The 14,194-nt window shown below is 39.3% G+C and carries 11 protein-coding genes and 1 pseudogene; 3 read left to right on the top strand and 9 right to left on the bottom strand.

All coding sequences use genetic code 11. The features are described 5' to 3' along the window. Positions 1-5: 5 nt before the first annotated feature. From FZF08_RS30385 to FZF08_RS30405, 5 genes are all read right to left on the bottom strand, one after another. Positions 6-1,271, bottom strand: a complete 1,266-nt coding sequence (locus FZF08_RS30385; protein ID WP_159478266.1) for a hypothetical protein — start codon at positions 1,269-1,271, stop codon at positions 6-8. A 320-nt stretch (positions 1,272-1,591) separates the two neighbouring features. Continuing rightward, positions 1,592-2,368 (bottom strand): hypothetical protein, encoded by a 777-nt coding sequence (locus FZF08_RS30390; RefSeq protein ID WP_159478269.1) that lies wholly within the window; start codon positions 2,366-2,368, stop codon positions 1,592-1,594. 193 nt (positions 2,369-2,561) lie between these two features. Then, positions 2,562-3,254 carry a hypothetical protein gene (locus FZF08_RS30395; protein WP_159478272.1) on the bottom strand — a complete coding sequence of 231 codons (693 nt, stop codon included), beginning with the start codon at positions 3,252-3,254 and terminating at the stop codon, positions 2,562-2,564. Positions 3,255-3,408: 154 nt separating this feature from the next. Continuing rightward, a complete protein-coding gene (locus FZF08_RS30400; protein WP_159478275.1) occupies positions 3,409-4,125 on the bottom strand; it encodes a C1q-like domain-containing protein in 717 nt (238 codons plus the stop codon). Between the two features lie 515 nt (positions 4,126-4,640). Further along, on the bottom strand, positions 4,641-4,790 hold the full coding sequence (locus FZF08_RS30405; RefSeq protein ID WP_159478279.1) for a hypothetical protein: 150 nt from the start codon (positions 4,788-4,790) through the stop codon (positions 4,641-4,643). Positions 4,791-5,495: 705 nt separating this feature from the next. Between FZF08_RS30405 and FZF08_RS30410 the strand changes: the two genes are divergently transcribed. Then, the gene (locus FZF08_RS30410; protein ID WP_159478306.1) at positions 5,496-6,254 is read left to right on the top strand and encodes a response regulator transcription factor; all 759 of its coding nucleotides are present in this window, start codon (positions 5,496-5,498) and stop codon (positions 6,252-6,254) included. A gap of 200 nt (positions 6,255-6,454) precedes the next feature. Further along, positions 6,455-9,655 (top strand): ATP-binding protein, encoded by a 3,201-nt coding sequence (locus FZF08_RS30415; RefSeq protein WP_159478309.1) that lies wholly within the window; start codon positions 6,455-6,457, stop codon positions 9,653-9,655. A gap of 183 nt (positions 9,656-9,838) precedes the next feature. Here the strand turns inward: FZF08_RS30415 and FZF08_RS30420 are convergent, their stop codons facing one another. Both FZF08_RS30420 and FZF08_RS30425 read right to left on the bottom strand, forming a co-directional pair. Continuing rightward, positions 9,839-10,531: a TetR/AcrR family transcriptional regulator gene (locus FZF08_RS30420; RefSeq protein ID WP_159478312.1), complete on the bottom strand. Its 693-nt coding sequence runs from the start codon at positions 10,529-10,531 to the stop codon at positions 9,839-9,841. Between the two features lie 565 nt (positions 10,532-11,096). Further along, positions 11,097-11,408: a hypothetical protein gene (locus FZF08_RS30425; RefSeq protein ID WP_159478315.1), complete on the bottom strand. Its 312-nt coding sequence runs from the start codon at positions 11,406-11,408 to the stop codon at positions 11,097-11,099. Between the two features lie 872 nt (positions 11,409-12,280). Between FZF08_RS30425 and FZF08_RS30430 the strand changes: the two genes are divergently transcribed. Then, the gene (locus FZF08_RS30430; protein ID WP_159478318.1) at positions 12,281-12,952 is read left to right on the top strand and encodes a hypothetical protein; all 672 of its coding nucleotides are present in this window, start codon (positions 12,281-12,283) and stop codon (positions 12,950-12,952) included. A gap of 277 nt (positions 12,953-13,229) precedes the next feature. Here FZF08_RS30430 and FZF08_RS30435 read toward each other — a convergent pair whose 3' ends face one another. Both FZF08_RS30435 and FZF08_RS30440 read right to left on the bottom strand, forming a co-directional pair. Continuing rightward, positions 13,230-13,802, bottom strand: a complete 573-nt coding sequence (locus tag FZF08_RS30435; RefSeq protein ID WP_229216768.1) for a matrixin family metalloprotease — start codon at positions 13,800-13,802, stop codon at positions 13,230-13,232. Between the two features lie 283 nt (positions 13,803-14,085). Further along, positions 14,086-14,194, bottom strand: a pseudogene (locus tag FZF08_RS30440) (IS982 family transposase); the annotation flags it as partial.

Consider the following 14,194-nt stretch of genomic DNA (forward strand, 5'->3'; position numbering starts at 1 on the left):
AATCTTTAGTTAGTGCTGTAGTTGATGCTTTCGTTGTCCTTATTGTTTAAAAAGTTTGTTTCTCCTCCTGAACCATCAAATATCGAAACCGTTACGTTTTCAGTTCCAGCCTGTGCATTGGCACTGTACACTACAGAAAATCCAAATGCAGAACTAGACGATGCATTGATAGCTGTTGCCCCTGCCGTACCACCATATCTAAAAACATAGTTTCCTCCACTAATACCTACGTAAGTCCATCTTGTATTTTGCACCGGGAGACCCGCCGAGCTTGTAAGAGCGGAATTATAAGGATTGATTACATAATGTGCAGAGACAGGAATCGTAACAAAAATATTCCCGTTGGTTGTAGCTCCGTTGATTTCGGCTACAAGTACCCTGAAATTCAGCGTTTTATTATTTCCAATAACTTGCGAGGGAGAAATTCCAAGCGTTGGGGTCAAGTCTGGAAGGACTGCTGCCAGTGTGTAAATGCTGTAACTATCAGGGATGATGCTTGCGTTTGTAGAAATAGAGCCCGCTGCCGCTGCACTTGTGCCTCCCAGGACCGAAGTGGCGTCAATTGTAGAGGGAATCTTCACCCATCTGGATGCTGTAGCATCCCAACCCACAATGGTAAGTCTGCTCAGCGTCGAACTTGTAAGCGTGTTTACATTACTTCCTGCATCCCACGTTAAGGTAATTTTTGTTGAGGCCGCTCCATTGATATCCCAGTATTCAACAGCGTCAATTGAGCCAATGGTTGCTGCCTTGTTAGCTCTTGGGAATCCCGGCAGGCCGCCTGACGGCAATGCCGGATAGTTTGTTCCTGTAAATAGGTTGCTGGTGATAGCTGTTGTAGCATCCGAATGAAAATAAGCTCCGCTTGTACCGTCCGCAGACGCCGCGAACTGTCCAACATTGCTATTATCTCCTACCGGAAAAATAAACTGCCCTGCTCCATATTTTCTCACATATCCATCTACGTAACTCGCATCCGTGGCACCAGTTGAGGTAAGGTTATCACCGAAAAAATTAAGATAACTAATACTGGCACTTGCGCGTTCAGTTAGGATGACACCTGGCTGAGTACCACCGGCAGGTGTTAGAAAATCGTGATTACCAAAAAACGTCATTTGTGCTCCGCCGAAAATCGTCGTGTTTCCCTGGCTGCCTTCCTGAGCGTGGGCTTCGAAACTCAGTGCCATCAGGATTAGCAGAATTGCGAGGACAATGATCTGAGTCCAATCCCGGTTACGGTTTCTGGACTTTGTTCTGTATATTCTATTCATTGTGTTTTTGTTTTAAGAGTAAAAGTGTATGAAAATTTAAATTGGCAGAGGTATTGTTTTTTTGCTGAGCGCATGGATTATGATTGTTTGATTTAAGATGTTATTTCTAGCCAAAGCCAATCTTACCTCTGCTGCGTGGATATTAAGATCCAATTATTGAGCGAGTTTTGAATAGATTCACCTGATAGTTCAAGTCCCTAAGACACTGTATAATTTAATACCCAAAGCAATTAACTTACACAGACGTTAACTTTTGAAGGCCTGTGTTTTTGACTGACCCGGGAGCACTATACGGTTCTTTAATTGTTTTAATTTCTTTTTTAATTGGATACTTTTATCACAGAAAAGCTGCCATTGTTAACAGAAAATGTACCACTTTCCTGGGTAAGGGCCATTCTGAAATCGACAACGTCACCTGCATTAAGTCGAGTTAATATTCTACCCGTGCCTGCATCACTTGCATTAGTGGTCGTTACACCTCCCGTGAACTGACCGAGATCAGCGTTATTTACCCAAAGGCGTAAACCCCATCCACCAGGAGGGCCCGTTGCAACAAAGCCGCTGTAGCTATTAATATCATACAAGCCAGCGGAAGCGATTACAATTGTATTTCCAGATTTATTATTTCCTGTGTCAAATACAGCAGTTGACGCCAGGCTTAGCAATCTTACCACAGGGCCATTGGTATTATTAACAGGCGCATTAGCTAATGTCTGAGATATTCCACTGACTTTTACTTGAACTGGAGCCAGCTGCGATCCATATGGAGCTAAAGCAACCCACCCCGTTCCATCCCAGTAATACTCACCTATTTTTGCAGCAAGCGTAGGGTAGGTAGTGTTGGTCGAGGTAATTCCGGTGTTGGTATTATACACGTGCATACCAGCAGCAGCAGTTCCAAGAAGGCCCCAGGTAGTTGTATTGGTTAAAGAAATTCGGGGCATTAACAATCCCCGGTTCGTACTTTCAATTTCCAAAGCGGAACCACCGTTGATAATCGTAGGGCTGTCGCCAATCTTTACCTGTGCAAACGCATAATCGGATATGGCAAGTAAAGCACAGCTTAAAAAAAGTAATAATAGATGTTTTGTTTTCATGTTTTTTGAGTTTGGGTTGTTTAAATTGAAGTATATTGTTGTGTAATGTTTTAAGAAATTATCTGGTGTTTATCGCAATTGATCCAACAGAAGGTACGTGAATTGACTGTATTCACATATGACGTGCATACATAGGCTAAAATTTTCGTCAAGGTAAATTCAGAACACAAAACCGACATCTTCGCTAATCAATTTAGTTTGACAGTTTTATACAGGTAAGATAAGAATCTCCGACAGAGTAAGGACCTCCTTGATTCCTACCAATCCTCATATCCACAATATCTCCGGCATTTAGTTGCAATATCAATGCACCTGCCGGACGGGGTCGTATGTCTCCTTGAGACCATGAATCTTCGTAAAGATTGGTATGCTCTATGTTATTAACAAAGATACCTAAATACATATTGAAGCCGCCGGCTGTTGTCGGATCAACTGTTTTTTTACTGCCGCCAATGATCTGGTATATTCCTGTTGTCGGAATCGTAATTTTGCTTGTTGCCGGATCAAAGTTGTTACCTCGGTCAAAAATCTCTGTATTTACCTGCATCGTAACGAAACCAGTTGTATTTAGTGCTTGGTTGCCCGTCTGTTTTGCATAGACCCATACACCGGTATTCTGTGCTTCCGGAGCCTGCCATGTTGCAACGCCATTGGGATCGGAGGTTAAAATTCTCTTATCACCTTGTGATCCATCAGCAATGGTCATTTTACCAGTTGTTTTATCTATGCTCGTTTTTCGACCTGACGTAGAGGCTTCCACCTCCAGGTTATTGGCTGCATTAATCGTCGTCGGATTTGTTCCGATTTTAACCTGAGCAATAGCAATGTTTGTAAAAAACACACATGCAAATCCACAGAGTACAGGTAATAGATGTTTTGTTTTCATGTTATTTGAGTTTGGGTTGTTGTAATGGAACTGAAATAGTATGTGAATCAAAGTAATAGAGGTATGAAGGTCAACAAGCTGTGGTTGTCCATTTACTGGGAGAATTAAATCAGATGATCCATATTTCAAAATGGTAGTCATGTGAAGACCTGTACTAATTGGCCTTTTCGCTGAGTTTAAACATATTTATCCGGACGGAATAGATTCCTGTTGAATCAATGTTAGAAGCAGTTGTTAATTTAACAATTACCTTATCATTAACAGCTAAGGCTCTTATGCCTGAATTACTGGCTGTTGGTGCGAATCTTGCACTTCTTCCACACACTTGCTGCTCTGAAACATTATTCACAATAAAGTACGTACAATGGTCATTTTGAGTAGCTGTTGCACCGAGGTCAACATGACCTGTTGTGACAACAGAAAAGAAATATATACCAGGCTTCAGGATCGTTATTTCGCCGGTGACTGCATTGTATGCCATATCATTATTCAAATCCACACTCATACTTTTAATTGTAAATGCATTTAGTGGTTGTCTTGTATTATAATTGACCGAGCCGCTAAGGCGTATATAGGGACTTATTTGCGTTACTGTTCTTAGTGATTCTACACTCTTCATTCTTACGTTACCTGATGGGTCTACGGTAAGCAGACTGTCAGTTATCTTTCCGGAAGGCGTATTCTCAATAACAACGGTCCCGTCATTCCTATGCACAATAACCTTTTTGTTATTAGTTCCTTCAACCTCCAGATTGGAATTTGCATTGATGGTCGTCGGATTTGTTCCGATTTTAACCTGTGAAAAGGCAGAGCTTGTTAAAAAAATGCTCGCGAAGCCGCAAAGAACTGGTAGTAAATGTTTTGTCTCCATGTTTTTAAATTATTGATTGAATTGATTAATTTTTGTTTTCTTTTGACAGATTTAAAAAGATTTTTGTTCGCCGGACATAAACACTGTTTTATTTGAATGTTACTTAGGATCCTAACCGTTACTTTCAATAGACACAAGCCCAGGAAACCTCTTTTTTAGTTCACTTTAGATGATAAAACGGATATCTTGAATTCTAGATAAAAATCAGTTAATCCTTTGATAAGAAATTTCAACGTGGTAGAGTCAATAACTAAATTATCTACCGGACATAGTTATACGCAAAGCCGGAAATCGTGAATTTCTGGTTTTTGTCGGTGGCATACTAGCTCAAAACCCTTCCAGTTCGATTTTTGTTATCGGAGAAAATCCAATACGCTTACCAAGCCGGTTTTCATTGAGAGGTCAATACCCTTGTACTACGCCATTCCGATTATCTCCTAAACAGATCTTAAATTCAACTTCCTCAATACCATTTTTAGGATCATGCTGATTGGCAGATCTTCTGCCCAATACAATTATCCCTGGACTTCGGCAGTTTTCTCCCGATTGAATTCCAATGAAATACAAGCCAGGGTCTCTAAATACTTTAAACGCGACCTCTCCGGTGGATTTTCCACCCGAAAGGTCGCGCTTGATACGTTTTCAAATTGTATATATTTTTTCATACTGGTAATATTTATAGTGTGATTGTCGGGAGTCGATTTTTTCAGTTGTTAACGTTTACTGTAACGATCATCGATCGGTTCTGGCAGTAAGTATTTCAAGGCCATAAGACTGACAATATGTTACAAAAGTATGATGGAGAGAAACCCAGGTATTTTATAAAACACCCAAATACAGATTCGGAGATCCACGGCTGTTCAAAAAGGAAAGTTCTGAAATCATGTGTGTATAGTTTATGATCAGGGTATCGCCTAATGTGCTGAGTACCTTAAATTATTGGTTATTCCATCTGGGTATTTTGTTGGAACTGGATTCAACTTGACTGTATGCACGCCAAAAGGATAACCAGTAACAAACCTTATCGTTAGCGTATAGTAGATGTTTTTTCATGATTGAGGTCATTTAGTTGAAAAGATCAAATTAAAACTGAACAATTATTTACGCAAAATTTGAAAAACTACAATACCATGTTGACAAAAACTCAACAAATTTGACTGCCTGGTTTGAAACATTACTTTAAAACTTTAAGTAGATTCAAAGAAACAGACTTACTGAACCTTCTGCACAAAATCCTGCTCTCTCATAAAAAACATAATTTATCTCAGAAGAACATAAACAAATTTACGCACAGACTTTTTAAATGAAATAGCTGAAATGCTCATATACTACGAGAATGAATTCTGTTATTTATATAGAATAATAGCTATATGATTTTTGGTGCTGAAATCCTTAATATTGTATTAACCAGCAAAACTTATAAGGAAATTAGCATTACTATGGAGCATCAGGATCGAATTCTCATTATAGAGGATCATGAATTAATTCTATGGGGATTAACAGCAATTATTGAGGACAAATTCCCGGAACATGGCGTCCATTCGACGCCCACTTTTGACCACGGGTTCCGTTTCCTGGAGAAGAATGTAGTGAGCATGATTGTGCTGGATATTGATGTGCCAGGAGGTAACACGCCTGAGATGATCACAACGCTGCGCAGCGTTCAGCCGGAAGTCAGGATTCTCGTCCACACCGCTTTAAGCGAAGAAAGCGCGTCGATGGATTATCTGACTGCGGGTGCTGACGGTTTTTTGTCAAAAAATGCCCCTTTCGCTACCATTGAACAAGCAATAGGAACAGTGCTGTTAGGAGGAAAGTACATGAGTCAGCAAACGCAGAGCATTATTGCTCAGAATTATCTGAGGAACCTTAATAAAAACACCAACATACCTTGTAAAGTCAAAGTCACACCCAGAGAGGCCGAAATTATCGGCTTAATTCTGAATGGTAAATGGACCAAAGAGATCGCCGATGAACTGGGTATCAAATGGAGCACTGTTAGTACGCATAAGCTACGGATTTTCGAGAAATTTGAAGTAACTAATGAAATCCAGTTATATCAGAAAATCGAGAAGGATATGCCGGAGCTGATCAAACACAAAAAAAATAACCCTGATTCAAAAAAATAAGCTCGTGGCGGCTCCAGGCCTGATGAATCAGTCAGAGGCCGGGAGGTTGATACGGCTATTGCCTTGACGATTACCTGTAATCAGTCATGCGGACGCGCATGGCTGTTTATTTACATGCAATCAGTAATTGGATTTACAGGCTCTCACAGCAATGTTTTTGAAAAAAATAAAGCGCTACTCCAACCTAAACAACTGATAAGGTGAAAACTTCATATAAAAAAGTCAGCCACTTTTGCTTATTTCTTTTAAGCGGTTTACTGATATCTACATTTGCAACGGCCCAGAAGGGCTACCATATTGCCCATTATACCAGTGAAAACGGGCTACCTCAAAACAGCGTTAAAGATGTTTCAATTGATAAGGAAGGGTTTGTATGGTTAGCGACTGAAGATGGCCTGGTCAGATTTGACGGGCGAAATTTTTATGTATACAACCGCACAAATTTAGGCCTATACGAAGCACGGGTACATTATATTGAGCATTCTGTTACAAAAGACACATCCCATAAAAATTCAAAGGAAACAATTTTTGCCCATTTTGCAAATGGACAAGTTGTACGTATTGACAATGGCAGAGCAACCCTGGATACCACATATATACCAAAAAGATTAGCACGCTTAAAAAAGATTGGAATTGAATTGGGCAACATTATTTTCTGGTCAGGCCCTCGGCGTCTTTGGGAGGCGCAGCGATTGAACCACTACTTATTGAAGGCAGGAAAGAAGGACGAAGATTTCTATTTTTTCACAGATTCCAAATTAAAATATTTTGAAAGCTATCAAAAAAGATATGAGATTGACCTGGATAAATCTAATCTGTGGAACTACTTCTCACTTGACAGAAGTCTTTACTGGTACAACGAAGATGGTTCCTTTACTGAGTTATTGGATAAACGGAAAACCATACATCCGCTCATAGGCGAAATCACAAGTGACCCTTCTTACATTCAGAACAGAAAAGATATCAAATTTTATTACAACAGAAATGCGAATCAAATTTATTTGTATCTCGGAAAAAATACCTATTCTCTGGAATTATTAAAGGATGGAACGTTTTCAACCCATCTTATGATTGAGGATTTTGACCTGGTAACAAAAGGTATCGAGAACATCATTCTGGACCCTTCCAGCAAAAAGATTTATCTCGGAAGTGTTACGGAAGGTCTGTATATTCTGTCGAGAAAACAGTTTCAGACCTTGGCTCTCAGTGGCCCTAGCCGGCAAAATTCGTTATACGCACAAATTCCATATGATGATAGATCCATTTTAACTCCGAACGGAAACATTCTTGGGCTAGAGAAAAAAACGGGTAATATCTACGAAAGGCACCTGCCTTTTGTAGAGACACGAAATCCATTCGATCAACGCTCGATGTTCAGAAGTGTGGATGGCAGTATCTGGCTGAAAAATGAAGTGACTCTTATTCATACGGGACCGGGCGGGGATACGATGATTAGTTATTGGGAGTTGCCCAATAAAATCGAGACAATTCATCAGGGGAAAACAGATTACACCTGGATGAGTATACCGACGCAAGGGCTTTACAGGGTGTATACCAAGGATGTTAAAGCTTCGTGGGAGCTTTTTCTAAAAGAATACCTGCTGGACATCACCTACATAGAATCGTTCGATCATGATAATTTGATCATTGGAACGAAAAACGGATTATATTCCATAAAAATATCAAGCAGAGAAATCAAGCAGATCCGGAGCAGTGCAGGGTTGCACATAAAAAGCATTCACGTTGAAGACAATGGGAGTGCTTGGGTAACCGCTATTGGAAAAGGAGTGATGCTGCTTGATCAAAAGAAAATTCTCACTGAATTTCCGATCGACCAAAATAAATATCTTGCCAGTCCGCACTGCGCCATGTCCGATGGGCGTGGCTATCTATGGGTGCCAACTAACCGTGGCCTATTTCAAATGAAGATCGCAGATTTGCTGCATTATGCGAAAATTAAATCAGCTCGATCGCCAGAAGGTAAGGGGCGGGCTGATGCCAGAAATAAAGCTGTTTCAGAACTATTTTACATGTATCATACCGAAGAAGAGGGGTTTAACACCAACGAATTCAACGGAAGTTGCCAGCCATGCGGGGTAAAATTAAAAAATGGGTACATTTCTTTGCCCTCGCTAAATGGTTTCGTCTGGTTCCGACCTGAAAACATCAATAATTATTCTCCCGACGGTGCCATTCTGCTGTCCGCTGCCGAGGCAAACAGAATACCTATTACGACCAAGGGAGATACATTAACTTTGCCAGAGCTGCCACAGAACATACGTTTCACCTTCGCTACGGCATATGCCGGCAATAATTATAATCTGAATTTATCTTATAAATTTTTAAAGCAAAATGATTCCGACGGATCATCGGACTGGGTTCCGATGGAAAATAATGACTTTTCCGTGCGCTATTCCAGTCTGGGTTCAGGAAACTATACGCTTTTAGTAAGAAAACTGGACGGTTTTGGAATCGATAATTATACGATTAAAAAGATACATATCATAGTGCCACAAGAATGGTACGAAACTGCTTGGGCCATCGCTCTTTTCGCCACTATATTTTTAATCTGCCTTATTCTTTTTACAAACTTATATAGTAACTACCGGGTGGCATCTGCCGAACGGGAAAATAGAAAGCTTGAAGAAGTAATCGTGCAGCGTACTGCCAGCCTTAATCAGGCACTGCTTGATGTAGAGCAGTCAAAAACGGAGATGGGAAAGCAAATGCATCTGCTTTCCAGATTGGTTACTTCGATAACGCACGATATTCAATCTCCACTTAGATACATCGGTTTTGCAACACAGAGAATACCTGGGATGATTGAAAATAATCAGCTGCAAAAGGCCTCAAGTCTTGGGACAACGATTTCGGAGCTTTCGGACCGTATGGGTGGGATGTTGGGAGATTTGCTGGGTTATATCAAAGTGCAGGTCTATGGAAACCGATTGAATTCAGAAGAAATCAACCTGAAAAAGGTAATCGATGATAAGCTTGAATTGTTTAAAGATGCTATCCATTTGAACGGGAGCATTTTTGAAAACGACGTGGCTTCCGGGCAGACGGTATATTGTGATTATCAATTCCTGGCGATTATAATCCATAATTTGATTGACAATGCAGCAAAATACACCTACCACGGTAAGATCCATATTTACACTCTGCCTTCTCAGGATTATAAATTAGAGTTGGTAATATCTAATACAGGTACAGGGGTTTCCTCCGAACTACTTGAAATGATGAATAAACCGATAAAGGATAAAAATCTGGATGAGCTGATGGAAAATGGAAGAATGACGGGGTTGGGCTTGCTTATGGTGAAAGAAATGGCTGAGCTTGCTGGCATCACGATTAAAGTTACGCAGACAAATATTACGAGTTTTCATCTGTTTTTTAATTAGAAAACCGTAGGCTATTTCGCCAGTGGGAAAGAATAGCCTACGTTTTTTTTAAGTGTGGTAAAACAGTTTCTGATAATCCTTGAAGATTCTACATTTTTTAATGACCCACTGTTAGAAAAGACGCTGGTAAATACGGGGTGACATGATTGACGAGGTGTTTCAAGAAACTGACAATAAAATGATCTATGTAACCAGTGTTTTTGATGTAGTTTGTTCTTCCGAAACCTTTATAGAGCCATTTGTATAAGCCCAGTCAATGATCTGTTTTAAGGCCTTTTCAATTTTTATCAGATCTTCACCGGTGTTGATGTCAATACCGCAAAAAGTACTTCCATTCATCTTTGCATGGAGAACGATGTAGTATACTCCGGCAATAAGTATGCTCTCGATAGCACGAAAATCCACATCAGAACCAAGAAAATGATTGTCTGTGATACGGAGCATTTGTTCTCCCATTCGCTCCCTTTCATCAGAGATTCCACGTGCAATGGGATTTGTTTCGGTGATCTCCCAATGAATTAGCCGCTGCATTTCCTTATTTTCCATAAAGTAGTTTAGCTGACTTGCAAGAAGTGACTTAGCCAATGACTTGCCATCGTCATGCCTGTTGGCCTCGATCATTTCATCGACCTTATCGCTGTGAGAAATCCAAAAATCCTGTCCGAATAAGTATTTTTTGAAAAGTTCTGCAACATTGCCAAAGTATCTGTAAACCAGATTTCTGTCGACCTCTGCCTGCCTCGCTATTTTCGAGACTGTGAGATTAGCGTAGCCGAATTTCCTGAACAGATCGCCTGCTGCTTGAATTAAACTTTCTTCCGTTGTTTGCCTGTTTCGCTTTTTGAATTCAAGTTTGCCCTTCTTTTTGTTTTTCATAACGTTTTATTGGTTTGTGATGAGCGTTTTCGAATGTCTTCGAAAACGAATGGAAGACATAGAGTTCTGCTATGTCTGGGAGTATTTCATTCCTTCTGACTTTTCAACGTGCCTTTTAGTCACTTCAAGTTGGAAAAAGTATACATTTTCTTAATTTCTACATCATGTCGAATTAAATACATCGATTAAAAATACTAAGTCACGCATTTTTAAATTGCGTGGATTTATTTTTGCCATTGTAAATACATTAGGCATAGTCGTTTTGCCTTTTACCAACCAAAGTCCAGTTAAATTTTCAGCAGACCAACTGATCATAACAGGCAACTGCATGATTTCGTGGCGGAAATAAAAACCTCGCTTCCGGAGGAAGGATGAATTTGATCGCGGTGTTTAAGAGGTAGCAGGAAGAAAATCGGGCTGTGCCGTAGTTGCATCTATTAGCTGTTAAGCGGCACCATCAGGTGTCGCTTAATTATTTTGATAAATGATTTACCCACTTAATTTCAAAACGGAATTTGGAGCCGGTCTGAATATCGGAAGCAGCCAGTGCGCGCAGTGATTTGCGTCAGCAGAATTCCTGTTGGGCTGACGCTTTATAGATATGTTCAAATTCAGCCAGCAACTTTCTCATCTGCTTTTTGGAAAGACCACTGTATTTAAAATACATCATTCGTGCTTGTGACGGGCTCATCACTTTTAATTTCCAATATTTGGGATGGCTTGCGTGTATTGGCACGTGGAATTGCTCTTCACGGGGCTCTTTGATTTGAACATCGGTTTGAATGATAACTTTGGATGGATCCTCTGTGGGGATACCGTTCAGTGTTACTTTTACTTCGCGCCCTGTTTTTAACGTAATGATTTGTTGATGTATCATAGTGTTATCTAATTAGACTGTATTGTTCCCGATGAATAGTCCTTCTTGGATGGATGACGAGGGGTTTTTATTCCTATCTAAATAGTCTGCTAAAAGATCTGTTTTTAAGACGCATGGATTTGTGAAAGTCACATCGGAGCCTCGCGCTATTCTTTTGGGAGAGATTTGTATTGATAGTAGCGCGACAAGAAAGTCAAAATGATGGAAAGTAGGCAGAAAAAATATCTGATCCGCTATTTTAATTACAAAGCGGTATAATGAATGTTTTTAAGTAGTGTATCGGAAGTGAATCGCATACTTTAAATTGTCAGAACAATTTAAAGTATAATGAATATTAATTAAACAATTAGTTGAGTGTACAATCCGAATCGACCGGCCTTTATCATAATTTAGATCTTACAAATTCTAATAGCAAACAAAACAGATGAATCTCCTCACTGTACCTTCGTACCTGATGGAAATCAAATACGTGCAAAATGACCTGAATTAAGTGTTAACCGGTGAAGCAGTAATTTAACTATAGAAGTATGTGCCGGGTCTTTCTCATCTCAGATGTTGACAGTTTTCTGTAGCTCAGATTCCACTTATTACTGGCGGTACCTTGTAGAATAATCTCTTCAAGCTTTTTATTTCTAGTGACGTTAGAAAAGACGTGCACATTTTGTTACTATATTTCGTCACAACTTAGCCACATGAGCGAATTCAGAGGAATTGCGTTTCTCGCTGAGTCCGGCAGGGTTGTAAACTTACACAGGACGCCTTTAATTTTTTTTTCTTTAAGTTTTTCAATTACTAGCGAGAGAAAAATAAAGCTTGAGGGTAAACTGTTAGGAAATTTCATTCAGATATCTATCATTTAATCCTTCAAGAAAATGACAACCGAACTTCTCAACCTTTATAAAAACAAAATAAGCTTCAAAAGTTTAGTAACTGACCAGCATGAATCCTGGCAGAAGGCGGTCAGCCTGATGTTTTTGGTTACGGCAATGTTATATTGGGGCATATTTATCGGCAGTTTGTACAAAGCGCTCCCAGACTATTTGCTTAGCCTGGTGATAGCCGGTGTAAGTTTTCTTTTTGCGGGCGGAAGTCTCAAAGTTTTTCAGGCCCGGATCATAAGGAGGGATTACCCACAACATTATATTAATTGGTATAGTTGGGACAAAGAGGGAATGCATGACGAAACATGTAAAGCGCAAAGAGTTTTTAATAAATACAAACAATGGGACCGTCACGATGAAGAAAATGTCCAGTCAATATTAGTCAAAGAAATCGAGAGGCAAGGCAAATCTTTTGAGCATCTCATCAGCGTGTTGAGTAATATTTATTCCAAGATATATCTCGGCGTTGTACTATCATTGGTTGCATTGTTTCATGAAAACGTCGGAGCATTAGTTAAGATACTTTTTACAACATTCGTCATTACCATACTTTTGTGGCTCTCAAGAATATTCTTTAAATTAATCTGGGATATTTTTTGTACTAACATTGACGAATTAGAGAAAATCAATAGAATATTTGAGAGAAATAAAATGGCGAAGTAATTAATACGAAGTATTGGAGGTAAGGCGGTAGGAAGGATGTTAAGGATCGTCGTTACAAAAATGTTTGACAATTCTCAGTAATGATGTTCTCTGTTATTAGAAGGTACTATTTTAAAAAAAATGGCTAACTGGTAGTCATACGCGGATTATACTCGGCAGCGGAGAAAAAAGTGAAAATAAAATGGCTTCATTTGGTTGAAAACTAGAAATTTCGTCGATGGACTAGGCCCTCTTCCATCTTCTAAGGTTGAATTTTTGTTAATGGCTTCACATATTTTCACAAACCCGCCCGTAATCCGACACGTTCCGTAGGATTGAAATATCCCGGTGCTCCTCCTTTTATCTGTTTTCCAAGTATCAATGCAAAGTTTTGACCATCTTTCATGAGCGGAAAGTTTGAAATAGATTTCGAGGAAGAGGCCATAATACTTTTGCCATCATTTTGATGGGATAATCCAAAGCAGTGCCCCAACTCGTGTGCTAAAATCGGTACGATATTGAAAAAAAGTCCGGATTTTATTTGAAAAAGTTTTTGATCATATATCATTTGATGGTTTTGCATATTGATGATAATAGTTCGGCCTTGAATCTGAGCTTTTGCAAGAATCTCCCTGCTATATCTAAATTTTTTTCCACTCTGTGTATACACACGGATTACAAAATTTGCATTTTCAATGCAATCTACACTGAATACTTGAGGTGCATTGTAAGTATAGTTGTTCCCGGTTTTGAAGTTATAGGCGTCAAGATATCCTACAATATCCTTTGATAAAGTTGATTTATTTGCAATCAAAGAAACGCCCCAGGTTGTCAAAGCCGCCCTAAATCCGTTGAGCAGAATAAATGACATTGAATCCCTGACTATTTGAGGAAGTTCAGTTTTTGAATCATAAACTATATGTATACCGTATCCTTTTGTGAAAATCTGGCTCGCGAAAAGAGGCTTCTTTGTGTAATCCTCGAACTTCCAGCGAATTCTCTCATTACATTCTTGAACAGATGAGATTTTTTGCGTTCTCACGCACGACAACAGTAAAACACAAAGTGCCAATATTCTCATTACTATTTAAAATTTGGTTCCACGGTAAAAGTCAAATATCCTGACAATTTATCTGATAACCCGTTGGGTGAAATTATGTGATTTGAATTTTGATATTGTTTATATTCCTGTTGAATATAAATTTATTAAGGTATTGAATCAAAGTTAAGGACGTAATTTTTGCAAGAATTCTTGTTCTAAAT

This window comes from Dyadobacter sp. 3J3 (genome assembly GCF_009801115.1).
Lineage (GTDB): Bacteria > Bacteroidota > Bacteroidia > Cytophagales > Spirosomataceae > Dyadobacter.